24 protein-coding genes are annotated in these 25,148 nt (G+C 71.9%); 18 read left to right on the top strand and 6 right to left on the bottom strand.

All coding sequences use genetic code 11. From position 1 onward, the window contains the following. Positions 1-18 precede the first annotated feature (18 nt). Positions 19-567, bottom strand: coding sequence for a Uma2 family endonuclease (locus tag O7634_RS04960; protein ID WP_278153876.1), 549 nt, complete (start codon positions 565-567; stop codon positions 19-21). A 218-nt stretch (positions 568-785) separates the two neighbouring features. Here O7634_RS04960 and O7634_RS04955 point away from each other — a divergent pair, with 218 nt between their 5' ends. From O7634_RS04955 to O7634_RS04930, 6 genes are all read left to right on the top strand, one after another. Then, positions 786-1,892 (top strand): ABC transporter ATP-binding protein, encoded by a 1,107-nt coding sequence (locus O7634_RS04955; RefSeq protein WP_278148980.1) that lies wholly within the window; start codon positions 786-788, stop codon positions 1,890-1,892. Beyond that, positions 1,889-2,938, top strand: a complete 1,050-nt coding sequence (locus O7634_RS04950) for a dipeptide ABC transporter ATP-binding protein (RefSeq protein ID WP_278148979.1) — start codon at positions 1,889-1,891, stop codon at positions 2,936-2,938. Before O7634_RS04955 ends, O7634_RS04950 begins: the two co-directional genes overlap by 4 nt. Continuing rightward, positions 2,935-3,942: an ABC transporter permease gene (locus O7634_RS04945; RefSeq protein WP_278148978.1), complete on the top strand. Its 1,008-nt coding sequence runs from the start codon at positions 2,935-2,937 to the stop codon at positions 3,940-3,942. Before O7634_RS04950 ends, O7634_RS04945 begins: the two co-directional genes overlap by 4 nt. A 10-nt stretch (positions 3,943-3,952) precedes the next feature. After that, positions 3,953-4,939 carry an ABC transporter permease gene (locus tag O7634_RS04940; protein WP_278148977.1) on the top strand — a complete coding sequence of 329 codons (987 nt, stop codon included), beginning with the start codon at positions 3,953-3,955 and terminating at the stop codon, positions 4,937-4,939. 158 nt (positions 4,940-5,097) lie between these two features. After that, entirely contained in the window at positions 5,098-6,840 is a 1,743-nt protein-coding gene (locus tag O7634_RS04935; protein WP_278148976.1) for an ABC transporter substrate-binding protein, read from the top strand. A 325-nt stretch (positions 6,841-7,165) separates the two neighbouring features. Further along, on the top strand, positions 7,166-7,528 hold the full coding sequence (locus O7634_RS04930; protein ID WP_278148975.1) for a YciI family protein: 363 nt from the start codon (positions 7,166-7,168) through the stop codon (positions 7,526-7,528). A gap of 101 nt (positions 7,529-7,629) precedes the next feature. On the opposite strand, the gene O7634_RS04925 is transcribed toward O7634_RS04930, so the two are convergent. Further along, positions 7,630-9,774 carry a prolyl oligopeptidase family serine peptidase gene (locus O7634_RS04925; protein ID WP_278148974.1) on the bottom strand — a complete coding sequence of 715 codons (2,145 nt, stop codon included), beginning with the start codon at positions 9,772-9,774 and terminating at the stop codon, positions 7,630-7,632. A gap of 87 nt (positions 9,775-9,861) precedes the next feature. On the opposite strand from O7634_RS04925, the gene mshB reads away from it, so the two are divergent. The 3 genes from mshB to O7634_RS04910 all read left to right on the top strand — a co-directional run bounded on the left by mshB (position 9,862) and on the right by O7634_RS04910 (position 11,799). Next, positions 9,862-10,788 carry an N-acetyl-1-D-myo-inositol-2-amino-2-deoxy-alpha-D-glucopyranoside deacetylase gene (mshB, locus tag O7634_RS04920; RefSeq protein ID WP_278148973.1) on the top strand — a complete coding sequence of 309 codons (927 nt, stop codon included), beginning with the start codon at positions 9,862-9,864 and terminating at the stop codon, positions 10,786-10,788. Positions 10,789-10,805: 17 nt separating this feature from the next. After that, complete coding sequence (locus O7634_RS04915; protein ID WP_278148972.1) at positions 10,806-11,240, top strand: hypothetical protein; 435 nt, start codon at positions 10,806-10,808, stop codon at positions 11,238-11,240. Between the two features lie 82 nt (positions 11,241-11,322). Beyond that, on the top strand, positions 11,323-11,799 hold the full coding sequence (locus O7634_RS04910; protein WP_278148971.1) for a hypothetical protein: 477 nt from the start codon (positions 11,323-11,325) through the stop codon (positions 11,797-11,799). A gap of 126 nt (positions 11,800-11,925) precedes the next feature. On the opposite strand, the gene O7634_RS04905 is transcribed toward O7634_RS04910, so the two are convergent. Continuing rightward, the gene (locus tag O7634_RS04905) at positions 11,926-13,080 is read right to left on the bottom strand and encodes a GNAT family N-acetyltransferase (RefSeq protein ID WP_278148970.1); all 1,155 of its coding nucleotides are present in this window, start codon (positions 13,078-13,080) and stop codon (positions 11,926-11,928) included. A gap of 78 nt (positions 13,081-13,158) precedes the next feature. On the opposite strand from O7634_RS04905, the gene fdxA reads away from it, so the two are divergent. Genes fdxA through O7634_RS04880 form a run of 5 tightly spaced genes read left to right on the top strand, consistent with a single transcriptional unit; the run spans position 13,159 to position 16,938 of the window. Further along, positions 13,159-13,485 (top strand): ferredoxin, encoded by a 327-nt coding sequence (fdxA, locus tag O7634_RS04900; protein ID WP_091422126.1) that lies wholly within the window; start codon positions 13,159-13,161, stop codon positions 13,483-13,485. Further along, positions 13,482-14,588, top strand: coding sequence for a succinyldiaminopimelate transaminase (gene dapC / locus O7634_RS04895; RefSeq protein WP_278153875.1), 1,107 nt, complete (start codon positions 13,482-13,484; stop codon positions 14,586-14,588). Before fdxA ends, dapC begins: the two co-directional genes overlap by 4 nt. 17 nt (positions 14,589-14,605) lie before the next feature. Further along, positions 14,606-15,634 (top strand): prephenate dehydrogenase/arogenate dehydrogenase family protein, encoded by a 1,029-nt coding sequence (locus O7634_RS04890; protein WP_278148969.1) that lies wholly within the window; start codon positions 14,606-14,608, stop codon positions 15,632-15,634. A 9-nt stretch (positions 15,635-15,643) separates the two neighbouring features. Continuing rightward, positions 15,644-16,291 (top strand): SIMPL domain-containing protein, encoded by a 648-nt coding sequence (locus O7634_RS04885; protein WP_278148968.1) that lies wholly within the window; start codon positions 15,644-15,646, stop codon positions 16,289-16,291. Continuing rightward, on the top strand, positions 16,291-16,938 hold the full coding sequence (locus O7634_RS04880; protein ID WP_278148967.1) for a nucleoside/nucleotide kinase family protein: 648 nt from the start codon (positions 16,291-16,293) through the stop codon (positions 16,936-16,938). Before O7634_RS04885 ends, O7634_RS04880 begins: the two co-directional genes overlap by 1 nt. A 22-nt stretch (positions 16,939-16,960) precedes the next feature. Here O7634_RS04880 and O7634_RS04875 read toward each other — a convergent pair whose 3' ends face one another. Then, positions 16,961-17,518, bottom strand: a complete 558-nt coding sequence (locus O7634_RS04875; protein ID WP_278148966.1) for a sugar O-acetyltransferase — start codon at positions 17,516-17,518, stop codon at positions 16,961-16,963. A gap of 141 nt (positions 17,519-17,659) precedes the next feature. Here O7634_RS04875 and O7634_RS04870 point away from each other — a divergent pair, with 141 nt between their 5' ends. After that, positions 17,660-21,013 (top strand): S8 family serine peptidase, encoded by a 3,354-nt coding sequence (locus tag O7634_RS04870; RefSeq protein WP_278148965.1) that lies wholly within the window; start codon positions 17,660-17,662, stop codon positions 21,011-21,013. A 51-nt stretch (positions 21,014-21,064) separates the two neighbouring features. Here the strand turns inward: O7634_RS04870 and dapD are convergent, their stop codons facing one another. Then, positions 21,065-22,024 carry a 2,3,4,5-tetrahydropyridine-2,6-dicarboxylate N-succinyltransferase gene (dapD, locus tag O7634_RS04865; protein WP_278148964.1) on the bottom strand — a complete coding sequence of 320 codons (960 nt, stop codon included), beginning with the start codon at positions 22,022-22,024 and terminating at the stop codon, positions 21,065-21,067. 77 nt (positions 22,025-22,101) lie between these two features. Here dapD and dapE point away from each other — a divergent pair, with 77 nt between their 5' ends. Further along, complete coding sequence (dapE, locus tag O7634_RS04860; RefSeq protein ID WP_278148963.1) at positions 22,102-23,175, top strand: succinyl-diaminopimelate desuccinylase; 1,074 nt, start codon at positions 22,102-22,104, stop codon at positions 23,173-23,175. A 48-nt stretch (positions 23,176-23,223) separates the two neighbouring features. Here the strand turns inward: dapE and O7634_RS04855 are convergent, their stop codons facing one another. After that, complete coding sequence (locus tag O7634_RS04855) at positions 23,224-23,397, bottom strand: hypothetical protein (protein WP_278148962.1); 174 nt, start codon at positions 23,395-23,397, stop codon at positions 23,224-23,226. Positions 23,398-23,550: 153 nt separating this feature from the next. Here O7634_RS04855 and O7634_RS04850 point away from each other — a divergent pair, with 153 nt between their 5' ends. Further along, positions 23,551-24,405 (top strand): TIGR00730 family Rossman fold protein, encoded by an 855-nt coding sequence (locus O7634_RS04850; protein ID WP_278148961.1) that lies wholly within the window; start codon positions 23,551-23,553, stop codon positions 24,403-24,405. Further along, on the top strand, positions 24,405-24,950 hold the full coding sequence (locus O7634_RS04845) for a TIGR00730 family Rossman fold protein (RefSeq protein ID WP_278148960.1): 546 nt from the start codon (positions 24,405-24,407) through the stop codon (positions 24,948-24,950). Before O7634_RS04850 ends, O7634_RS04845 begins: the two co-directional genes overlap by 1 nt. Positions 24,951-25,148 lie beyond the last annotated feature (198 nt).

Below are 25,148 nucleotides of genomic sequence, written 5' to 3'. Positions count from 1 at the left end.
CCAGTCGACCACCACCCGTCAGTGGAGCAGATCCTCCGGCCGGATCGTGGCCTTGACCGGCTCCGTCAGCTCCAGCGCCTCACCGCGCTTCGCGGCCGCCGCTTCGACGTAGTGGCCGCCACGACGCCGATGTAGGCGCAGTGTCCCGGTCTCCTGCTCCACCAGCAGGTACCACTCGATGCCGGCGGCGGCGTAGTAGTGCATCTTGAGGACTTTGTCGGTCGACGCGTTGCCCGGCGAGATGATCTCGCACACCAGACGGACGTCAGTCGCCTCGATCATGAGTTCGTCGAGATCGATCGGGTTGGTGAGGACGAGATCGGGGATCGGTATCCGACCGGGCCGGAGGCGTACGTTCACCGCCTCCAGCAGTTCGAGGCCGGTCGCCTCGGCTGCCTTCTCGAAGATGTTGCCGAGCCTGCGGGAGATGCGCTGGTGTCGGGGGGTCGGGGCTGGGGTCACGTGGAGGCTCCCGTCGAAGAGTTCGACGCGTTGCTGCGTCTCGCCGAGGGCGAGGTACTCCTCTTCGGTCCACGGGCCTTCGTGGTTGAACACCGCCGCGGTCATCGTCACCTCCACCTCCTGCCAGGGCACACCTTCTGCTGGTCGCGGGTCCAATGGTCGCACCTGACGTGCGTTCGAGGCCATGAACGGGCGCGGTGACGGTCGTGCGGGGCCGATGCGGACTCGTTACGCTCGGGCCCGCTGACACCCGCCGGCTTTGTAGCTTATTTTCACCCCCAGGACTTTGTTGTAAGTTCCCTTCGTCACTGAGGGAGGTGGCAGTGGACAGCTCGCAACCGGTGCCGTCCGGGGACCCGGACGACCGTCCCGCCGTGCCGGCGCCACGCTCCGACCAGGACGCCTACCTGCGGGTGCGGGACCTCCGGGTCCGGTTCGACACCCCGGACGGCGTGGTGCGCGCTGTCGACGGCGTGTCGTTCACCGTCGAGCGGGGGCGCACCCTCGGCATCGTCGGTGAGTCGGGCTCCGGCAAGAGCGTCACCTCGCTGGCCATCCTCGGCCTGCACGACCCGAAACGGACCACCATCACCGGGGAGATCTCCGTCGGCGGCCGGCAACTGGTCGGCCTCCCCGACGAGGAGGTACGCCGGCTGCGCGGCCGGGACCTGGCGATGATCTTCCAGGATCCACTGTCGGCGTTGCACCCCTACTACACGGTGGGCCGGCAGATCGCCGAGGCGTACCGGGTGCACCACCCGAAGGCCAGCCGGCGCGAGGCCCGCCAGCGGGCCGTCGACATGCTGGACCGGGTGGGCATCCCGCAGCCGGCCCGCCGCTTCGACCAGTACCCGCACGAGTTCTCCGGCGGTATGCGGCAGCGGGCGATGATCGCGATGTCCCTGGTCAACGACCCGGCGCTGCTGATCGCCGACGAGCCGACCACGGCGCTTGACGTCACAGTGCAGGCGCAGATCCTGGACCTGCTCGCCGACCTCCAGGCCGAGTTCCACTCCGCGATCATCCTGATCACCCACGACCTCGGGGTGGTCGGTCAGGTCGCCGACGACGTGCTGGTCATGTACGGCGGGCGCGCCGTCGAGCGGGGCAGTGTCGAGCAGGTGCTGCGCACGCCGCAGCACCCGTACACCTGGGGGTTGCTCTCCAGCGTGCCGTCGCTGCACGGCGACGCGGACGCGGACCTGGTGCCCATTCCCGGCAACCCGCCGAGCCTGATCAACCTGCCGTCCGGGTGCGCGTTCCACCCGCGCTGCCGGTACGCCGACCGTGCCGGCAGCCGGTCCCGCACCGAGACGCCCGAGCTGCGCCCGGCCGGCGGCGACGGCCATCTCGTCGCCTGCCATCTGGGGGCCGGGGAGCGCGCCGCGTTCTACGCCGAGGAGGTCGCATCAGTGGGGCTGGCCCGATGACCGACGAGCCACTGCTGCGGGTCCGCGGCCTGACCAAGCACTTTCCGGTACGCCAGGGACTGCGCGCCACCGGCCTGGTGCGGGCGGTGGACGGGCTGGACTTCGACGTGCGCCCCGGCGAGACGCTCGGGCTGGTGGGGGAGTCGGGCTGCGGCAAGACCACCACCGGTCGGATGCTGGTGCGGCTGCTGGAGCCGACGAGCGGCAGCATCGAGTTCGACGGCCGGGACATCACCCACGCCGGTCGCCGGGAGCTGCGCCCGCTGCGCGCGGAACTCCAGATCATCTTCCAGGACCCGTACGCCTCGTTGAACCCCCGGCACACCGTCGGCCGGATCGTGGCGATGCCGTTGCAGGTCAACGGGGTCAAGCCGCCGGGTGGGACCAAGGCGCGGGTGCAGGAGTTGCTGGAGCTGGTCGGGTTGAACCCGGAGCACTACAACAGGTACCCGCACGAGTTCTCCGGCGGGCAGCGCCAGCGCATCGGCATCGCCCGCGCGCTGGCGCTGCGGCCCAGGCTGATCGTCGCGGACGAGCCGGTCAGCGCGCTGGACGTCTCGATCCAGGCGCAGGTCGTCAACCTGCTGCGCGACCTGCAACGGGAACTCGACCTGGCCTTCGTGTTCATCGCGCACGACCTCGCCGTGGTCCGGCACTTCTGCCAGCGGGTGGCGGTGATGTACCTGGGTCGGATCGTGGAGATCGGCGATCGGGACGACATCTACGAGCGCCCGCAGCACCCGTACACGCGGGCGTTGCTCTCGGCGATCCCGGACGTCAGCCAGCTCGGCCCGGCGGGTCGGATCCGGCTGACGGGTGACGTGCCCACCCCGCTCGACCCGCCATCGGGCTGCCGTTTCCGTACCCGGTGCTGGAAGGCGCGGGACATCTGCGCCACCGAGGAGCCGGCGCTGGTGCCGCGGAACGGCGGCCGGCAGGCCACGGCGTGCCACTTCCCCGAGGGGGAGCCGGTCGGCGCCAACCCGGAACCAGCCGACGCCGGCCCGGCGACGGACGGCGCGACAGTCGAGGAGGTGTCGTCGTGAGCCTCTCCCCGGTGGAGGGTGTGGCGCTGGCCGAGATCGAGTCCGACCCGGACCCGAGCACGCCCGCCGCCAGGGGCGTCGTCGGCCGCTCACCCGGGCAGCTCGCCTGGCTGCGGCTGCGCCGGGACCGCACGGCAGTGGTCAGCGGCGTACTCCTGGTGTTCTTCATGGTGGTGGGGTTGTCCGCCCCGCTGATCGAGACGGTCTACGGGGTCGGGCCGCGGGAGCAGTTCCAGAACCTGCTGGACGGCAACGGGATGCCGCTGGGGTACGCCGGCGGTGTCACCGGCGACCACTGGTTCGGGTTGGAGCCGGGGCTGGGCCGGGACATCTTCGTCCGACTGGTCTACGGGTTGCGCACCTCGCTGTTCATCGCCCTGGCCGCCGCCCTGATCACCGCGACGATCGGCGTCACGCTCGGCACGCTCGCCGGCTACCTCGGCGGCTGGCTCGACGCGGTGATCAACTGGATCACCGACCTGACCCTGGCGATGCCCTTCCTGATCATCGCGCTGGCGCTCACTCCCGCGATCACGCTGCGCTTCTACGGCGAGCGGGGGCAGGTGTCCTCCGCCTTCGGGGTGGGTGTGCTGATCGCCGTCTTCGCCATCTTCGGCTGGACCAGCACCGCGCGGCTGGTCCGCGGGCAGGTCATCGCGCTGCGCGAGCGGGAGTTCGTGGAGGCGGCGAAGGCCAGTGGCGCCGGGTTGGGGCACATGCTCTTCCGGCAACTGCTGCCGAACATCTGGGCGCCGATCCTGGTCTCGTTCTCGCTGGCGGTGCCGCAGTTCATCACCAGCGAGGCGGCGCTCTCGTTCATCGGCGTCGGGCTCAGTGACGAGACGCCGAGCTTCGGCCGGATGATCTACGACAGTCTGGACTACCTCCAGACCGACCCGGCGTACGTGTTCTTCCCGGGCATCACGATCTTCGCGCTGGTGTTCGCCTTCAACCTCTTCGGCGACGCGTTGCGGGACGCGCTCGACCCGAAGTCGTCCCGGTAGGGGGTGCCCCATGGCGCGGTTTCTGCTCAAGCGACTCTTCTCGGCGACGCTGACGCTCTTCGCGGTCAGCGTGCTGACCTTCCTGATGTTCTTCGCCCTGCCACGCGACCCGGTGAGCAGCATCTGCTCGAAGAACTGCAACCCGGAGAGGTTGGAGCGGGTCCGCGACGACCTGGGCCTGAACGATCCGCTGATCAGCCAGTACGCCGGCTACATGAAGGGCATAGTGGTCGGTCGGGACCTGGGCAGCGCCCAGGGCGGCCGGTGCGACGCGCCCTGCCTGGGCTGGTCGTACGTCACCAACGAGGCGGTCTCGGACACCATCGCCCGGGTGCTGCCGGTGACGCTGAGCATCGTGATCCCGGCGGCGATCCTCTGGTTGCTGCTCGGCGTCGGGCTCGGCATGGTCTCCGCCCTGCGTCGGGGCACCTGGCTGGACCGGATCGCCATCGGCTTCTCGCTGACCGGCGCGTCGCTGCAGTTGTACTTCGTGGGCGCGGTGCTGCTGATGATCTTCGTGTACAACCTGCGCTGGCTGCCGGTGCCCAGCTACACGTCACTGTTCGACAACCCGCTGAAGTGGGCCAGCGGGCTGGTGCTCGCCTGGGTCGCGTTGGCGTTCCTCTTTTCCGCCATCTACGCCCGGCTGTCCCGGGCGCAGATGTTGGAGACGCTGTCCGAGGACTTCGTCCGCACCGCGCGGGCCAAGGGCCTGGCCAAACCAAAGGTGTACGGACGGCACGCGCTACGCGCGGCGATCACCCCGGTGGTCACCATCGCCGGTCTGGACGTCGGTGGGGCGCTGGGCGGCACGGTGATCACCGAGACGACCTTCGGCATCCAGGGGCTGGGGCGTACGGCGGTGGACGCGGTGCGCGCCGGCGATCTGCCCACCATCATGGCCACGGTGCTGATCGCCGCGGTCTTCGTGGTGCTGGCGAACGTGCTCGTGGACCTGCTCTACGCCGCCATCGACCCCCGGGTCCGGTTGCGCTGAACGGGCGGCGCCCACGGCTTGCTGTCCGGGGCCCGGCCGGCGGCGAAATTTATCGACAACTGTTACACAACTCGTAGGTTTTCTTCCTTACGATCCTCGGGACGTCGGCGGTTCCTCCCCCGACGGAACCGCACGGCAACGGGTGAAGGAGGTAGTTCATGAGACCACGCGTGGTGGCCGCCGCAGGCGGCGCGATCGCCCTTGTGGTGGCATTGGGTGCGTGCTCGAAGAACACGGGCGAGGGCACCACTGTGGACACCGAACGGAAGCAGACCGGGGTCATCGCGACCGACCCCAAGGACTCGCAGGGCCCGGCCGCCGAGGTGAGCGGAGCCCAGAAGGGCGGCACCTTCACCGTCATCCGGGAGTCGCCGATCTCCCACCTCGACCCGCAGCGCACGTACTCGTTCGCCGGCCTGATGGCCAACCCCCTCTGGGCCCGCTACCTCACCACCTGGAAGGACGACGGCAAGGGTGGCCTGGTCCTCGTCGGCGACCTGGCCGAGACGCCGGGGAAGAACGTCAACAACGACTGCAAGGTCTGGGAATTCACCGTCAAGGACGGGGTGAAGTTCGAGGACGGCCGACCGATCACCTCCAAGGAGATCGCGTACGGCATCGCCCGCTCCTTCGACCCGGACCTGTCCGGCGGCCCGACCTACCTACAGGAGTGGCTGGCCGACAGCCCACAGTTCGACACCAAGTGGGACTTCAAGAAGAACAAGACCTCCCTGCCGCCCGGCCTGAGCACCCCGGACGCGAAGACGCTGCGGTTCGAGTTCGCCAAGCCCCGCTGTGACCTGCCGTTCGCGGTCTCGCTGCCGACCACCGCGCCGCTGCCGGCGGACAAGGACACCGGCATCAACCTGGACAAGCAGCCGTTCTCGTCCGGCCCGTACAAGGTCGCCAAGAACCAGGTCGGCGTGCAGCTCACCCTGGACCGCAACCCCAACTGGGATCCGAACACCGACCCGGTCCGGCACCAGTACCCGGACCAGTTCGTCTGGACCTTCGGCCCGACCGCGGACGCCGCCAACAACCGGGTGATCGCCGACAACGGCGCGGACCAGAGCGCGCTCGCCTTCAACGCCGTACCGGCCTCGCTGGTCGCCAGGGTGGCCGGGGACCCCGCGCTCAAGTCGCGCAGCATCCTCTCCCCGACGCCGAGCGCCAACCAGCTCGTCATCAACAACCAGCGGGTCAAGGACCTCAAGATCCGTCAGGCGCTCAACTACGCCATCGACCGGGAAGGCATGATCAAGGCGCTCGGTGGCCAGAACGTCGCCGCCCCGCTGACCACGCTGATGCCGCCGGCCACCATCGGCTACAAGGCGTACGAGGCGTACCCGGCGGGCCCCAACGGCAACGTCGACAAGGCCAAGGAACTGCTCGGCGGGCAGACCCCCGAGCTGGTTCTCGGTGTGGCCGACAACTCCACCGAGCAGCAGCAGGGCGCCCAGCTCAAGGCCAACCTGGAGCGGGCCGGCTTCAAGATCACCCTGCGGAACATCTCGGACGACGCCAAGCTCGACGAGATCAAGAAGAAGGACAACCCCTGGGACCTGTACATCGGTAACTGGGCGGCGGACTGGCCGAGCGGCGCGTCGATCCTGCCGGTGCTCTACGACGGTCGCACCATCAAGGCCGAGGGCAACAGCAACCAGTCCTACTTCAACGACCCGGCCATCAACGCCGAGATGGACCGCATCCTGGCGCTTGCCCCGGCCGACCAGGGCCCGGAGTGGGCCAAGCTCGACGAGCGGATCATGAAGGAGCACGCTCCGGTGGTGCCGATGTACGTCGACGTGGCCTACAACGTGCACGGCTCCAAGGCCGGCGGGGTCTTCATCTCCAGCGTCTTCGGCTACCCGTCGTTCGTCAACGCGCACGTCAAGCCGTAGGTCACACCGAGGACAGGCAGGGGTCCCCACCCGACAACGTCGTCGGGAGGGGACCCCTGTCGTCTCCGCCCCCTGATCGACTCCGTGTTCAGAAATCCGGGGTGTCCCGGTCCCCTCGACAGCCCGCCTTCCTGAACCCTGGGCGCGTGGCGTACGCACCGCTGGCCGCCGTCGGTCTCCTGACGCGTACGCCGCCAGCGGGCGCCGTGCCGCGAGCCTGTCGGGGTCGTGCCCTCCGACACGGCGTCGAGGGCTCTGTCGGAGCGGGGGTGTAGAAAGCCTGACAGGCGGTTGCGCAGAACCGCCCCGACGGGGGAGCGATGGGATGACCCGGTACCTGATCTCGTTCGACGACGGCGCGATGGACCACATCCCCGACGAGGACTGGGCCGACGTGGGCAGGGCCTCGCACGAGGTGGTCCGGGAGGCGCACCAGGCCGGGGTGTGGGTCTTCGGCGCCGGCCTGGAACGCCAACGGGCGAGCGTCGTGGCCACCGACGGCACCGTCTCCGACGGCCCCGACCCGGGGACCAGGGAGGCCATCGGCGGGTTCTCGATCATCGACGTGGCCACTCGCGAGGAGGCGTTGGCCTGGGCCGCCAAGATCGGCGCAGCGTGCCGCTGCGCCCAGGAGGTCCGCGAGCTCATGCCGGACGCCGAGCAGGACGCGATGCTCCGCCGCGAGTGACGCGGAATGAGATCTTGGACAGTTGCCGTTCCGCGCGAACGGAAACTCTCCAAGATCCACCGCCGCGGTCGGAGCCGCCGCGGCGGCGACGCCGACGGCGGTCAGCCCAGGTGGGTGCGGAGGAAGTCCAGCTCCAGCGGGAGCAGGCGCTCGGCCGTGCCGTTCGCCGCCATGTGGGTGGCCCCGCTCAACGGCAGCACCGCGTGCGGGCGACCCGAGCCCAGCAGCGCCGCCGAGAGCCGCAGCGTGTGCGCGGCCACCACGTTGTCGTCGGCCAGGCCGTGCACCAGCAGCAACGGGCGGGCCTGGTCCGGGCCGGTGACCGGCTCGGCGGCCAACTCGACCAGCGAGTGGTGCGCGTAGACGTCCATGCCGTCCTCCGGCAACCCCAGATAACGCTCGGTGTACGCGGTGTCGTACAGCGACCAGTCGGTCACCGGAGCGCCCGCGATGCCGCACTTGAACAGCTCGGGGTGGCGCAGCACCGCCAACCCGGCCAGCCAACCCCCGAACGACCAGCCGCGCACCGCCACCCGCTCCAGGTCGAGGTCCGGGTGCTTGGTGGCGAGCGCGCTGAGCGCGTCGATCTGGTCGGTCAGGATCACGTCGGCCACCCGGCGGTGGATCGCCTTCTCGAACGACGGCGCGACTCCCGGCGTACCCCGGTTGTCGATGGTGACCACCGCGAACCCGGCGTCGGCCCACCACTGCCGCTCCAGCCAGGCCGCTCGGGCGGCCACCACCTCCTGGTGCCCCGGGCCGCCGTAGATGTCCAGCAGCACCGGCAGCCGCCGGCCCGTGACGTGGTTGTCCGGGTAGAGCACCGCGGCCGGCAGGCGGCGGTCGGTCACCCGCTCCAGCAGCGGCAGCGGGGAATACGGCGGGGTGGCGGCGAACGACCGCAGCTCGGCAAGCTCCTGGTCGCCGCGACGCACCGTCCAGCGCACCCCGGCGTGGTCCAACGAGGCGACACCGACAGCCACCGTGTCGCCGCCGACGGCGGCGGTGTGCCAGCCCGAGTCGGTGGTGAGCCGGCGCGCGTCCACCCCGCCGCCGATGGTGGTCCGCACCCGGAACAGGTGCCGCTCGCTCGGCTCACCGTCGCTCGCCTCCACCAGCAGGTCGGCCGGGCCGCTGGTGGACGGCAGCCGACCCACCACCCGCCGCACGTACAGCGACGGCGGGGTCAGCAGGGTGCCGTCGGCGAACAGGCACCGTGCGTCGTAGCCGTCGTGCGCCAACTCCCCGCCGACCAGCACCCGGCCGTCCGGCAGGTGCGCCGGCGTGCCGGCGATGGGCTCCACCCAGCGCGGGTCGGCAAGCTCGGCGTGCACCTGGGTCTCGCCCGTGCGCGGGTCCACCGCCAGCACCAACCCGTGCTGCTGGGAGCGGCGCAACACGGTGATCAGCGGACTGCCCTCGCCCCAGCTGACCCCGGTCAGGTACGGGTAGGTCTCCCGGTCCCAGTGCACGTCGACCCAGCCGTCGTCGAGGTCCAGCAGGTGCAGGCTGACCTCGGCGTTCGGCCCGCCGGCCCGGGGGTACGCGACGGTGGTGGGCGCGCTCGCCGGATCGGCCGGGTCGTGCAGGTGCCACCGCTGTAGCCGGGACTCGTCGACCCGCGCGGCGAGCACGGTACGACCGTCCGGCGCCCACCAGTAACCCCGGTACCGGCCGAACTCCTCCGCCGCGATGTGCTCGGCCAGCCCCCAGCTCACCCCGGCGTCCTCGCCGGCCAGCAGGGTGTCGGTGCCGTCCGGGTCGATCACCCGCAACTCGCCGCGGCGCACACCGTCGGCCGCGTCGGTCACGTACGCCAACCGCTGCCCGTTCGGGTCCGGGCGAGGGTCCAGCACCGGACCGACGGTGGCGACCTCGACCACGTCGCCGTGCACCAGATCGGCCCGGAACAACCGCCCGGCCAGCGCGAACGCTGCCACCCGGCCGGCGGCGTCCAGCGCGTACGAGCCGATGCCGTCGGCGCTGAGGCGCAGCCGCTCGCGCAGCGCGCGCTCACCCGGGCTGAGCGACCGGGGCTCGCCCTCCTCGCCCAGCAGGGCGGCCGGATCGGCGACCAGCCGTTCCTCGCCGGTGCTCACGTCCAGCAGCCAGAGCGCGTCCGCCGGGTCCTCGGGACCGGCGGAGCGCAGGAAGATCACCCGGGAGCCGTCCTCTGCCACCGAGACAGCACGTGGCGCGCCGTGGCTGAACCGGCGGGTGCGGGCGGCCAGCTCCGGAAAGTCCACACGCCAAATCGTAGAGCGGTCCGCCAGGTGATGTGGGCGACCTGCGCGGACGCGTCAACACCGGCCGGGGGGAGACCGCCGGTTAGAGTGACCGTCGTGACGACGCTGCCCGACCGCCGCCTGCTGCTGGTCCACGCGCACCCCGACGACGAGTCGATCGGCACCGGCTCGACGATGGCGCACTACGCCGCGGACGGCGCGCACGTCACCCTGGTGACCTGCACGTTGGGCGAGGAGGGCGAGATCCACGTGCCCGCGCTGGCCCAGCTCTGCGCCGCCGAGGCCGACCAGCTCGGCGGGTACCGGATCGGCGAACTGGCCGCCGCGTGCGCCGCCCTCGGCGTCAGCGACCACCGCTTCCTCGGCGGCGCCGGACGCTACCGCGACTCCGGGATGATGGGACTCGCGACGAACGAGCACCCCCGGGCCTTCTGGCAGGCCGACCTCGACGAGGCCGCCGGGCACCTGGTCGAGATCCTGCGGGAGGTACGCCCGCAGGTGCTGATCACGTACGACCCGAACGGCTTCTACGGCCACCCGGACCACATCCAGGCACACCGGGTGGCGATGCGCGCGGTGGAGCTGGCCGCGGCCGAGGGTTGCGCCCCGCTCAAGGTCTACTGGACCGCCATGCCGCTCAGCGTGCTGGAGGCCGGCATGTCGCACTTCGCCGAGTCCTCCGACAACCCGTTCGGTGGCATCGAAGACGTTGCCGACCTGCCCTTCGGCACCCCGGACGCCGAGATCGCCGCCCGGATCGACGGCACCGACCAGCACACGGCCAAGGAGGCCGCGATGCGGGCGCACGCCACCCAGATCCCGGCCAACTCGTGGCTCTACTCGATCGCCGGCAACTTCGGCGGTGAGTTCATGGGCGTGGAATATTTCACCCTCGCGGTCGGCGACAAGGGCCCGGGCGCCGGGCCGTACGGCTGGGAGGACGACCTCTTCGCCGGGCTGCCCGTGGAGACCGCCCCGGACCGGTCCCCGGTCTCGGCGGCGGGCCTGCGGTGACGGTGCCCGCCGCCCCGATGACGGTAGTGGACGACCAGGAGGCTCCGCCCCCGGCGGGGCCGCCGCCGCGACTGCTGGAGCTGGGGCTACGGGTGGCCGGCGGGGTCGTCGTGGTGGTCGCCGGAGTGCTGACCGGCGTGCTGGAGCTGCTGCTCGCCACGGTCCGCGTCGGTGGTCACCTGATCGGCGTCTCGGTGCTGCTCGCCGTCGGCGCCAACATCGCGCTGAGCTGGTTCGCGTACGAGACGGTCGGCCGCCGGTGGGCGGTGGCGCTGCCGGCGGTGCCGTGGTTCGCGCTGATGGCCCTCGCCGCCGTCCGCACCAGCGAGGGCGACCTGTTGCTGGCCGGCGACAACTGGGTCGGGTTGGCGATGATCGTGGTCGGCGCCATGACGTTCGCGGTGATGGGCTTCCGGCAGATCCTCGCCCCGCCGCACCCGCTCGGCGGCTGATGACGTCACCCAGGTAAGGGTGGTAGATATTCCTGCCAGGGATGCGAGCCCCGCGACGGGGCGTACGGCAGGAGGGTTGGCGATGGACAGACGGTGGCGGGACGTCGGTGTGCTCGTGGCGGCGCTGTTCGCGGTCAACGTGGTCGCCCGACTGATCATCCGGCTCGGCTTCGACGGTGAGGACGCGGCCAGCGACACTGCGGCCGACCGGGTGTCCCTGGTGATGTTCGTGGTGCTCGGCCTGATCCTCGCCGTCGTCGTCTTCCGCTGGGGTCGCCGCCGACCGGTGGCGGGCTGGGCGGCGGACATCGCCCTCGTGGTACCGGTGGCGATGCTACTGACCGTGCTGGTCGGGCCGTTGCTGGTCGGTCACAATCCGTTCGCCGGTGGCGCGCCGACGTTCTTCGCCCAGATCTGGCTCTACCTGCTGGCCACCGGGGCCGGTGTGCTGCTCGGCTACCTGGTGCTCACCGCGCTCGGCCGGGATTACCGCTCCCAGCAGCTCAAGCGGTACGCCGAGGTCAGGGCCGCCAAGCCGCGCCGCGTCGTCCGCCGCTGACGGCCGGCCGGTCGGTCAGGTCGCTGCGGGCGGCCGGGCGGCCGGGCGGGCTTGATCGACTCGGTTTCCTTGAAGGAGGGGCCTCCCGACGTCGGGGATGCCCCGCCTTTCGGAAAGTCGAGTCGATCAACGCGCGGGGGCGACGCGGGTCAGGTAGGTGTGGTGCGTGGTGAAGCCGAGCCGCCGGTAGAGCGCCACCGCCGCCTCGTTGCGCTGTTCCACCTGGAGGAACGTCCGCGTCGCCCCGCCGGACACGCCCCAGGCCGACAGTTCGTGGATCACCCGGCGGGCCAACCCCTGCCGGCGGGCCACCGGCAGCACCTCGATCAGGCTGAGCCCCAGCCAACGCCCCTGCCCGGTCACCGTGCCCCGACCGATCGCGACCAGCGTGCCGTCGGCGTACACATGGGCGAAGCGGACCTGGTCCACGGCGGTGAGCACGTGTCGGGCGGCCTCCGGTAGGCCGCCCTTGCGCCCGGCGGCCACCGCCAACCACTCCGCGCTCGGCGCGGTGGCGAGCTCGACGACCGCGCGGTCCCACCCACCACCACCGGGGTCGCCCGGCCGACCACCGGCGTCGCCCGGCCCGGCGGTCACACCGCTCGGCGGCACGCCCGCGTCGCCCCAGCCGCCGCGGGCGTCGCCCGGCCCGGTGGCCACGTCACCCGGCCCGGCCGCTACCTCGCCCGGCCCGGTGGCCGGACTGCCGGGCCCGGCGGCCGGGTCGGGCGGCTGCCCGGCGGACGCGGCCGCCAGCAGGGGGAGCGGCGCGGTCTGCACCAGCGTCGGCGGGCGGACGTCCCAGCCGCGGGCGTCCAGTTCGGCGCCGACCGGCGCGGCGAGCGGCAACGGCGTGTTGATGATCGCTGGCTGGCCCAGCTCCGCGTACCAGCGCTCGACGGCGTCCACGGCGGCGGCCAGCGGGCGGTCCGGGTCGCCGATCGGCAGCGCCGAGTTGGCCCGTCCGGTCCAGCCCTGCGCCGACCGGAGCAACCAGTCGCCGAGCCGGCCCCGGGTCGGCGCCGGCCAGGCCTCGTCGGCGGCCCGTTCCAGAGCGGCGACGGCGGCGGCGGTCGGCCGACGGGTCGGCGGTACGCGCTTGGCGCGGTGGACCTGGGTCACCGGGACACGGAGTGGACCCTGCTCGGTCGCCAGAGTGAGATGAGTCTCGCTCAGCTCGACCAACTCGCCGAGGGCATCGGAGAACAGCGGGCGGCCTTCGCGAATCCCCACAATCCGGCGGACCACGATTCGATATCCAACATCCTGCTGTCGGAGCACGGTTCACCCCCTCCCCGGCGAGATACTAGGCTCTTACCGTCGCGGAGATCGCGGCGTGTCTTGCGGAGGAGAAGACCGGTGACCTACATCATCGCCGAGCCGTGCGTGGATGTGCTCGACAAGGCATGCATCGAGGAGTGCCCGGTCGACTGCATCTACGAGGGCAACCGGATGCTCTACATCCACCCCGACGAGTGCGTCGACTGTGGTGCCTGTGAGCCCGTCTGCCCCGTGGAGGCGATCTTCTACGAGGACGACGTCCCGGAGCAGTGGAAGGACTACACCGGCGCGAACTACGAGTTCTTCGAGGAGCTGGGCTCGCCCGGCGGCGCCTCGAAGATCGGCAAGGTGGAGAAGGACGCCACCTTCGTCGCCGCGCAGCCGCCGCGCGGCGAGGGCCACTGAACCGGCCCGCGCCGGTCTCGTCGCGGCTGCCCGAGTTCACCTGGGACACCCTGGACGCCGCGGCCACAGTGGCCGCGGCGCATCCGGAAGGGCTGATCAACCTCTCCATGGGCACGCCGGTCGACCCGGTGCCGGAGGTGATCCGCAGGGCGTTGGCTGACGCGTCCGATGCCCCCGGCTACCCGTTGACCGCCGGCACCCCGGCGTTGCGGGCCGCCATCACGGCGTGGGTGTCCCGGTCCTGTGGCGCCGGCGTCGACGGCCTCGGTGTGCTGCCGACCATCGGCTCGAAGGAGTTGGTGGCCTGGCTACCCACACTGCTCGGCATCGGTCCGGGTGATGTGGTGGTGGTGCCGTCGGTCGCCTACCCGACGTACGAGGACGGCGCCAGGTTGGCCGGCGCCACTGTCGTGCGCACCGACTCGCTCACCTCGGTCGGCCCCACCTCGCGGGTCCGGTTGGTCTGGGTCAACTCGCCCGGCAACCCGACCGGGCGGGTGCTGCCCGCCGCGCACCTGCGCAAGGTGGTCGACTGGGCCCGCGAGCGCGGCGCGGTCGTCGCCAGCGACGAGTGCTACCTGCCGCTCGGCTGGTCGGCCGAGCCGGTCTCGGTGTTGTCTCCGCAGGTCAGCGGTGGAAGCTACGCCGGGGTGCTCGCGGTGCACTCGCTGTCCAAGCGGTCCAACCTGGCCGGTTACCGGGCCGGGTTCGTCGCGGGTGACCCGGCGCTCGTCGCCGAGCTGCTGAAGGTCCGTAAGCACGCGGGCATGATCGTGCCCGCCCCGGTGCAGGCGGCGATGGTGGCGGCGCTGGACGACGAACGACACGCCGAGGAGCAGCGGGAGCGCTACCGGGCCCGGCGCGAGGTGCTCGCCGCCGTGTTCACCGAGGCCGGGTTCACCATCGAGCACTCCGAGGCGGGTCTCTACCTGTGGTTGACCCGGGGCGAGGACTGCTGGCAGACGGTCGACTGGCTGGCCCGACGCGGCATCCTGGTCGCGGCCGGCGCGTTCTACGGCCCGAGCGCCGGGCAGCACGTCCGGGTCGCGCTGACCGAGTCCGACGAGCATGTCGCGGCGGTCGCCGGTCGGCTGCGGGTCTGACCCCGGGCGGGCTGACGATGACCGACGGCGGAACCGGGCGGTACGCCGGGGTACGGGCGGCGGTGCTCGGCACCGGCCTGATCGGCGGCTCGGTGCTGCTGCGCCTCGACGAGGCCGGTCTTGACGTCGCCGGATGGGACCCGGACCCGGCGACCCGGGAGGGCGCCCGGCTCCGAGGTGTGCTCGCCCCGGCCACTGTCGAGGAGGCGGTGCAGGGCCGGGACCTGGTCTTCCTCTGCGGCCCGCTGCCCACGCTGCCGCACACCCTGGCCCGGGTGGCCGAGCTGACCGCGCCCGGCTGCGTGCTGACCGACGTCGGCAGCACCAAGGTCGAGGTGGCCGAGGCCGCCGACCGGCTGGGGGTCGGCGACCGGTTCGTTCCGGGGCACCCGATGGCCGGCGCGGAGTCGGCCGGCCTGACCGCCGCGTCACCGACCCTGCTGACCGGGGCCGCCTGGGTGCTCTGTCCGGCGCCCGGTCCCGCGACCGTCGCCTTCCGCTGGCTGACCGGGCTGCTGGCGGAGGTGTTCGGCGCGCGGATCGTGCCGATGTCCCCGTCGGCGCACGACTCGGTGGCCGCGCTCGCGTCCCACGTGCCGCACCTGCTGGCTGGCGCGTTGGCCGGTGCGACGCAGCGGGCGCCGTTGCGCGACGCGGTGCTGGCCCTGGCGGCGGGCAGTTTCTCCGACGGCACGCGGGTCGCCGGCACACCGGCGGAGCGGACCGCGAACATGCTGCTCGCCAACCGCGACCGGGTGCTGCACGAGTTGGCGGAGGTCCGCCTCTTCCTGGACGGGCTGGCCGCCGCGCTGCGCGCCGACGACGGGCCGGCGCTCGTCGAGCGGTACGCGGAGGCGCGAGCGGCCCGGTCGGCGCTGCGGGACCGGCGGTTGGCCGGTCGGTCGCGGCGGTTCCCGGCGGACGGCGACCACGCGGCCGAGGTCGCCTGGCTGCGCGAGCTGGGTGGTTGCGGTGGGCACCTGACGGAGTGTCAGGTCGACCCGGAGGCGGTTTCCTACACCGCGTGGCTTCCCGTGGCTGACTAGGCTGGGGGCATGGCGGTGGACGGTCCGGTGGTGCAGGTGCGCGGCGAGGCGTACCAGGAGGTGCCGCCCGAGCTGGCCCGGTTCACCGTCACCGCGACGGCGCGCGACCGGGACCGGGAGGCGACGCTGACCCGGTTGGCCGAGCGGGCCGCCGCCGTCCGGGTGCTGCTGGACGGCTCCGGCCCGGCGGTGGCGCGTCGGGAGACCGGCGACCTGCGGGTGTCGCCGGAGACGCGGCGCTCGGGTGAGCGGGTGGTCGCCTGGCACGGCAGTGTCACCACGACCGTCACCGTCACCGACTTCACCGCCCTGGGCGAGCTGCTGCTCCGACTCGCCGACCAGGACCAGGTCGAGGTCGCCGGCCCGTGGTGGGAGCTTCGTCCGGACAGCCCGGCCCACCGGGCGGCCCGACACGCCGCGATCAGCGACGCGCTGCTGCGCGCCCGGGAGTACGCGGAGGCCCTCGGCGCCCAGGTCACCTCCCTGATCGAGTTGGCCGACGCCGGCCCCGTGGACCGGCCGATGTTCGCCCGTGCGGCGTTCGGCGGTGGTGGCGCTGGCGATGGCCGGCCGGAACTCGAACTGGACCCGCAGCCGCAGACCGTGCACGCGGCGGTGCAGGCCCGGTTCACCATCAGCGACCCGGTCCTGGGCTGATGCCGCCGGCCCGGGTGCTGTCCCTCGACGAGCTGATCTCGCGGGCGACGGAGCTGGCCGAGGCGGGTCCGCGTCAACTGCTCGGCATCGCCGGCGCTCCGGGCGCCGGCAAGTCCACCCTGGCCGAGCGGATCGTGGCCGGGGTCGGCTCGGTCGCGCGGCTGGTGCCGATGGACGGATTCCACCTGGCGCAGTCGCAGCTGGTCCGGCTGGGTCGGGCCGGCCGTAAGGGCGCGGCGGACACCTTCGACGCCAACGGCTACGTTTCGCTGCTGCGCCGGCTGCGCCGGTTGGAGCCGACGTCGGTGTACGCGCCGGAGTTCCGCCGGGAGTTGGAGGAGCCGGTGGCCGGCGCCATCGAGGTGCCGCCGTCGGTCCGGCTGGTGGTGACCGAGGGCAACTATCTGCTGCTGCGGGATCTCCCCTGGGAGGAGATCCGGCCGCTGCTGCACGAGGCGTGGTTTCTCGATCTGGACGCCGATCTGCGACAGCGCAGGCTGACGGCCCGACACCAGGCGTTCGGTCGGTCTCCGGAGGAGGCCCGTGCCTGGGCGCTGGGCAGTGACGAGACCAACGCCGCCCTGATCACGCCCACCGCCGACCGGGCCGATCTGGTGGTACGCCTGGCGGAGCGCCCGGCGGCGTAGAACGGCCGCGTCTGACCCCGGTCTAGGTGAGTTCGCGGACCGGCCGGGCCGGGTTGCCGACAGCGACCACGTTGGCGGGCAGGTCCCTCGTGACCACGGCGCCCGCGCCGACGACGGTGTTCGCGCCGATCGTCACGCCGGCCAGGACGATGGCGCCGCCACCGAGCCAGGCGTTGTCGCCGATCGTGATCGGTTTGGCCGCCTCCCACTTGTCCCGGCGCGGCCCGGGCTCGACCGGATGGGTCGGGGTCAGCAGCTGCACGTTCGGTCCGATCTGGACGTCGGCGCCGATGGTGATCGGGGCGACGTCGAGGAAGACCGCCTGGTAGTTGACGAAGCTGCGCGGTCCGATGCGGATGTGCCAGCCGTAGTCACAGTGGAACGGTGGACGGATCCAGGTGTCCTCGCCCAGGTCGCCGAGGAGTTCCCGCAGGGCCGCGAACCGGCCCTGCGGGTCGTCCGCAGGGCTGGTGTTGAAGCGTTCCATCAGCCGGGCGGCCCGGTCCAGGTCGGCGATGATCTCCGGGTCGTCGGCGAGGTACGGCTCACCGGCGAGCATCCGGTCCTTCATGGAGGTCACCCGGTCGATGATGCCTGCCGAACCCGTCGAGGGTTGGCGGGTCCGTCATATTTTCGACCCCTTTATTGCATACCGGGTATGTAATACTGGCGGCTGTCAATGCACTCTCACAGGTGTCGACGCTCCATCAAGGAGGATCAGTTGCATCGACGGAGGAAAATTCTCACAGCTGTCGCCGCCGTGTCAGCCCTCGTGCTGGGCACGCCGACGATCGCCACGGCCAGCCCGTCCACCGGTGCCGCCACGGCCACCGCGCCCAGCGCGCGACCGGCGATCGGGGCCACCACCAGCAAGACGGTCACACTGATCACCGGTGACCGGGTGACAGTCACCGCCGCCGGCGCCTCGGCCCGGCCCGGCGCCGGCCGGGATAACGTGCGGTTCGTCATCCAGCGCCAGCGCGGACGGCTCTCGGTGACGCCGACGGACGCGCTGCCGTTGCTGCGCTCCGGCCGGGTCGACCGGAGGCTCTTCGACATCACCGGGCTGATCGAGGCGGGATACGACGACGCCCGCCGGGACACGCTGCCGCTGCTGATGACGTCCGGCTCGGCCGGCGCCGCCCGGCGTACGCAGACGGCCCTGCCCGGCACGCGGGTGACCCGCGAGCTGCCGGCGATCCACGGCGTCGCCCTGGCCACCGCCAAGTCCTCCCTCGCAGACGTCTGGGCGACGGTGACCGGTCCCAGCGCGTCCCGGCTCGGCGCGGCGGGGGGCGTCGAGCGGATCTGGCTGGACGGTCGCCGTCGGGTGACCCTCGACCACAGCGTGCCGCAGATCGGCGCGCCCGCCGCGTGGGCGGCCGGGTTCACCGGCAAGGGTGTCTCGGTGGCGGTGCTGGACACCGGCGTCGACGCGACCCACCCGGACCTGGTCGGCAAGGTCGCCGAGGCGCGCAACTTCACCGAGGTGACCGACGGTCGGGACACCGTCGGCCACGGCACCCACGTGGCCTCGACGATCGCGGGCTCCGGCGCGGCCTCCGACGGCCGGTACCGGGGCGTGGCCCCGGACGCGACGCTGCTGGACGGCAAGGTCTGTGAGGACCAGGGCTGCTCCGACTCGGCGATCCTCGCCGGCATGGAGTGGGCCGCCGTCGAGAAGAAGGCGGCGGTGGTGAACATGAGCCTCAGCGGCTGGGACACCCCGGAGATCGACCCGCTCGAGGAGGCGGTGCAGACGCTCACCGCGCAGACCGGCGCGCTCTTCGTCCTCGCCGCCGGCAACGACGGCACGGACGGCTCGGTCGGCTCCCCGGCCTCCGCCGACGCCGGACTGGCCGTGGGCGCTGTGGACCGCGACGACGAACTGGCCGGATTCTCCAGCCGGGGCCCACGAGTCGGTGACGACGCGCTGAAGCCGGACATCACCGCGCCCGGCGTCGACATCGTCGCCGCACGGTCCGCGAACGGCGTCATCGGCGACCCGGTGGGGGACCGTTACGTCGCGATCTCCGGCACCTCGATGGCCACCCCGCACGTGGCCGGGTCGGCCGCGTTGCTGGCCCAGCAGCACCCGGGATGGCCTGCCGACCGGCTCAAGGCGACCCTGATGGCCGCCGCCAAGCCGCATCCGGAGCAGACCGCGTACCAGCAGGGCGCCGGGCGGGTCGACGTCGCGCACGCGATCACCCAGCAGGTCAGCACCGATCCGGTGAGCGTCTCGTTCGGGCGTACGCTCTGGCCGCACACCGACGACGCACCGATCACCCGCACCGTGACCTGGCACAACGATGGTTCGGCCCCGGTCACCGTGGAGTTGAGCGTCGAGGGCGCCGGCCCCGGCGGCAAAGCGCTGCCGGCCGGTCTCTTCCAGTTGGGCGCCGACCGGCTCACCGTGCCGGCGGGCGGAACCGCCGCCACGACCGTCACCGCGAACACCCGGATCGGCGACGTGGACGGCTACTGGACCGGGCGGATCGTGGCCCGCTCCGGCGCGACGGTCGCGGTCACCCCGCTGGCAGTGCACCGGGAGGTGGAGAGTTACACGCTGACCGTGGAGCACCTGAACCGCTCCGGCGAACGCACCTCGGACCACTGGAGCACAGTGGTCGGGATGGACTCCTTCGGCTTCTGGGACCTGGCCAGCTCGGACGGGGTGGCCAGCGTGCGGCTGCCCAAGGGGCGATACGGCCTGACCAGTCTGGTCTCCGAGCCCGGCCCGGAGGACGAGCAGCGCGGGATGTCCCTGCTGGCGCAGCCCGACCTGACCGTCGAGCGGGACACCCGGGTCGTGGTGGACGCCCGTCGCGCCGAGCCGGTACGGATGACAGTTCCGGACCGGAAGGCCACCCCGGCGCTCATCGACGTCAGCGGAAACTTCACGGCAGCGGACGGCAGCGGGTACGGCATCGGAATCTGGGCGGAGACGTTCACCGGCCTGACCAGTGGGCACCTCGGTAGGCGGGTGTCCGCCGACCGGTTCGTCGCCACCGTCAGCAGCCAGTGGATCGAGCCGGAGACGGACCACAGCCCCTACCTGTACGCGCTGGCCGAGGCCGTTCCCGGCCGGATGCCCACGGGGTTCGTCCGGGACTACGCCCGACGCGACCTGGCCACCGTCGTGCACCGGTTCCGCGACGACGGCTACCCGGGCCTGGAAAGCGAGCGGATCGTGTATCCCGTTCCGGAGTACAACGTCGGCGGCTCCGCGCTGATCCTGCCCACCGGCGTGCCCGGCCAGCGGGTCGAGTACTACAACACCAGGAACGTGCGGTGGGAGTCCGAGCTCTACTTCGGAACCCGGGACGACGAGGGCTGGTTCATTCCGCAGGCCGTGCTTCTCTCGACGCCCACCGCGTACCGGGCCGGTCGGACGGTCCAGGAGGTGTGGAACCAGGCTCCCTTCGGGCCCTCGTTCCCGGCCCCGCGCTGGCCGCACCAGAGCGTCACCCGGGTCGGCGACGTCATCTCTGTCGACCTGCCGATGTTCACTGACGCCGCCGGGCACCCGGGCGGCTCGCTCAACGACAGCGAGCGCACCGAACTCTGGCGCGACGGCAAGCTGGTCGGTGAGAGCGAGTACGCCGGCTACGGGGACTTCACGGTGCCGGCGGGCGCGGCGGACTACCGGCTCGTCGCGTCGGCGAAGCGGAGCCTCACCGACCTGAGCACCGAGGTGGAGTCGAGCTGGACGTTCCGGTCGCGGCACGTCGCCGGCGACACGCCGGTCCGGCTGCCGCTGATGGCGGTGCGTTTCGCGCCGCCGCTGCGGGTCGACGGCAGCGCCCCGGCCGGGCGGAGCTTCGTCGTCCCGGTCCAGGTGCAGCGTCAACCCGGGGCCCCCGGGTCGCGGGTGACCAGGCTGACAGTGGACGTCTCCTACGACGGCGGCAAGACCTGGCAGGCCGCCCAGGTGCGCGACGGCCGGCACGGCTGGACCGCCACCGTCCGGCACCCCGCCGGGCCCGGTCACGCGTCCCTGCGGGCCACCGCCCGGGACGCCGCGGGTAACACCGTGACCGAACGGATCATCCAGGCGTACCGGCTGCGCTGAGGCGTACCCCGTCCGGGTCCGCGGCCGAGCGCCGCGGACCCGGCGGGTGCGTCAGTCGTTGAGGTGCAGGGCGGCGTTCAGCTCGATGCCCCGGCCGGTACGCGGCTTCGCCTCCAGCGCGCCGGTGACCGAGTTGCGCCAGAACAGCAGCCCGTCGACGCCGGACAGCTCGCGGGCCTTGACCACCCGGCCGTCCGGCAGCGTGATCTTCGAGGCGGCCGTGATGTAGCAGCCGGCCTCGACCACGCAGTCGTCGCCGAGCGAGATGCCGATGCCGGCGTTCGCGCCGATCAGGCTCCGCTCACCGATGCTCACCCTGTCGGTGCCGCCACCGGAGAGCGTGCCCATGATCGAGGCGCCGCCGCCGACGTCGGAGCCGTCGCCGACCAGCACGCCCTGCACGATGCGGCCCTCCACCATCGAGGCGCCGAGCGTGCCGGCGTTGAAGTTGACGAAGCCCTCGTGCATCACAGTGGTGCCGGCGGCCAGGTGCGCGCCGAGGCGGACCCGGTCGGCGTCGGCGATCCGCACGCCGGAGGGCACCACGTAGTCGGTCATCCGGGGGAACTTGTCCACCCCGTAGACCGCCAGGTGGCGACCGGCCGCCCGTTCGATCACCCGCAGCTCGTCCACCCGCTCCGGAGGGCACGGCCCGGCGGACGTCCAGGCCACGTTGGCCAGCTTGCCGAAGATGCCGTCCAGGTTGATCTCGTTGGGTCGCACCAGGCGGTGCGACAGCAGGTGCAACCGGAGGTACGCGTCGGGGGCGTCCTTGATCGGCTCGTCCAGCGAGCCGATCACGGTGACCACCTGGACGGTACGCAGGCCGGGCAGGGGGCGGTCGCCGAGCGCCGCCGGTGGCAGGTCGAGCACGTCCGCCTTGTCCTCGCCGGCGACCAGGGGCAGCTCGCCCAGGCCCAGCTTGCCGGTCGGGTACCAGGTGTCGAGCACCTGCTCGTCTGCCGTGACCGTGGCCAGGCCGATACCCCAGGCGGAATCTGCGGACGTCACTGTTGAACCCTTTCGTCACGGCCGGCTGGCCTCAGCTCACTCCTCGCGCCGACAGACCTGAAGGTACCGTGCGAACCATGGAGAACCCGCTGACCCCCGAGGTCCTCGCCGATCCGGTGCAGCTGACCCGCGCGCTGGTCGACATAGAGTCCGTGTCCCTCAACGAGAAGGCGATCGCCGACTGTGTCGAAGAGGTGCTGCGGGGGGTGCCGCACCTGACCACCCACCGGCACGGCAACACCGTGATGGCGCGCACCGATCTCGGCCGTTCGCAGCGCGTCGTGCTGGCCGGGCACCTCGACACCGTGCCGCTGAACAACAACTTCCCGTCGACCATGCGCGGCGACCTGATGTACGGCTGCGGCACCTCCGACATGAAGTCCGGCACCGCGTACGCGCTGCACCTGGCCGTGACGCTGCCCGACCCGCGCTACGACGTGACGTACTTCTTCTACGAGGCCGAGGAGATCGAGTCCCGGTACAACGGGCTCAACCTGGTGGCGCAGGCGTTTCCGGAGTGGCTCGAGGCGGACTTCGCCGTGCTGCTGGAGCCGACGTACGGCATCGTCGAGGCCGGTTGCCAGGGCACCATGCGCGCGGTGGTCACCACCACCGGCGTACGCGCCCACTCGGCGCGCTCCTGGCACGGTGTGAACGCCATCCACGCCGCCGCCGAGGTGCTGCGACGTCTCCAGGGGTACGAGGCCCGCCGGGTCACCATCGACGGCTGCGACTACCGCGAGGGCATGAACGCGGTACGGATCAACGGCGGCGTGGCCGGCAACGTCGTCCCGGACCGGTGCGAGATCGAGGTCAACTACCGGTTCGCCCCGGATCGCACCCCCGCCGAGGCGGAGGCGCACCTGCGTGAGGTGTTCGCCGGCTTCGAGGTGGCGGTGACCGACTCGATCGCCGGCGCCCCTCCCGGGCTCGGCGCGGCCCCGGCGAAGGAGTTCCTGGCGGCGGTCGGCGCCGCGCCGATCGGCAAGCTCGGCTGGACGGACGTGGCCCGGTTCGCGGCCATGGGGATCCCCGCACTGAACTTCGGCCCGGGTGACCCGAACCTGGCCCACCACCCCGACGAGCACGTCGAGATCAGCAAGATCCGCGACGGCGCGGCAACCCTGCATCGCTGGCTGGCCCCGGCCTGACCGCTTCGGCGCCCCCCAGCGCCCCCGCGGACGATCAAGAGGTTTGCGTCAGCCGGGCCCGTTGTCGGCGACGCAAACCTCTTGATCAGCATTGGCTGGCGCGGGGGTCACGGGGGAGAGGGACGGGTTCAGGTCCCGGTTGCGGCGGCGTTCGGCCACCACGTCACGGATCCGTCGCTGCATCTGGCGACGAATCCGGATCATCTCGCTGCTGCTGATCACGCTGTCTCCTCCCCCGAAGCGCGCGCCGGGGCATACCCGGTATGTGAATAGTAAGACGTACGGGAAAGCGGAATAGTTGCCCAAGATCGCGAACTATTTCTCGACGTCCGCGCCCCGCACACCCGGGCGGCGTCACTCCACTACGGTTGCCCCATGAGTGAGAGCAACGGGCGGGAGGCCGGTCGCGGGCCAGGGAGGGAGCGGCATCGCGGTGCTGTCACGCTGCGCCGAGGGGCCATCCCGAGCAGCACCGCCGATCAGCGGTTGCTCGATTCCCGTGGACGTGGCGACTGGAAGACCAAGGACGCCTGGCGGGCGCTGCGCATCCTCTCCGAGTTCGTCGAGGGCTTCGACACCCTCGCCGACCTGCCGCCGGCGGTGAGCGTCTTCGGCTCCGCGCGCAGCGGGCCGGACAGCGCCGAGTGCCGGCTGGCCGAGCAGTTGGGCGGCGCGCTGGCCCGGGCCGGCTACGCGGTGATCACCGGGGGTGGGCCCGGTGTGATGGAGGCCGCCAACCGTGGGGCCAGCGAGGCCGGCGGGCTCTCCGTCGGGCTCGGCATCGAGCTTCCGTTCGAGCAGGGCATCAACGACTGGGTCGACCTGGCCATCGACTTCCGCTACTTCTTCGCCCGCAAGACGATGTTCGTCAAGTACGCCCAGGCGTTCGTCGTGCTGCCCGGCGGGTTCGGCACCATGGACGAGTTGTTCGAGGCGCTCACCCTGGTGCAGACCGGCAAGGTCACCCGGTTCCCGGTGGTGCTGATGGGCGTCGCCTACTGGCAGGGCCTGCTCGACTGGTTGCGCGACACCATGGCCGCCACCGGAAAGATCGGCCCGGTGGACCTGGACCTGATCTGCCTCACCGACGACGTCAACGCGGCGGTCCGGCACATCGTCGCGGCCGAGGCCGCGCTCTCGGCCGAGCAGGAGGCGGTCCGCGAAGAGGCTGTCGCGCGTACCGCCGCTGACCAACGGGCCGCCGCCGAGCAGTCGCGGGACGACGCCTGATGGCCGCCGTCTGCGTGTTCTGCGCCTCGTCCCGTACCCTCGATCAGCGCTGGTTGGACCTGGCCGCCGAGACCGGCGCCGCCCTGGCCCGCCGCGGGCACACCCTGGTCAGTGGCGGCGGCTGCGTCGGCATGATGGGCGCCCTGGCGGACGGCGCCCGCGCCGCCGGTGGGCGCACGGTGGGCGTGATCCCGCAGGCGCTCGTCGATCTGGAGGTCGCCGACCTGGCCTCGGACGAACTGCTGGTGACCGACTCGATGGCCAGCCGCAAGACCCTGATGATCGACAAGTCGGACGCCTTCCTCACCCTGCCCGGCGGGCTGGGCACCCTGGACGAGTTGTTCGAGGTCTGGACCACCGCCACGCTCGCCCTGCACAGCAAGCCGATGGTGCTGATCGACACGGACGGGTTCTACCGGCCGCTGCTGAATTGGCTCGACACCCTCACCGACCAGCGCTTCCTCAAGCCCGCCGGCCGCGACCTGCTGACCGTGGCCAGCTCCGTCGACGAAGCCCTGACCGCCCTAGAGTCCCACCTAACCTGACGCCCGGCCCCCGCCCCCGCCCCCGCCCGGCCCCCGCCCCGTTGATCATGAAGTTATTGCCCTCGGTGGCGGCGTGTCGTGGCGATAACTTCATGATCAACGGGGTCTGGTGGGGGTGGGCAGGGGTGGGGGTTGGGGGGTGGGGGGGTTGGGGGTTGGGGGGGTGGGGGTTGGTGTCGTAGGGGTTTGATGGGATGG

It is taken from the genome of Micromonospora sp. WMMD1120 (assembly GCF_029626235.1).
Classification (GTDB): domain Bacteria; phylum Actinomycetota; class Actinomycetes; order Mycobacteriales; family Micromonosporaceae; genus Micromonospora.
The sequence above is the reverse complement of the archived record's forward strand: the minus strand, read 5'-3'. Positions and strand labels throughout refer to the sequence as shown.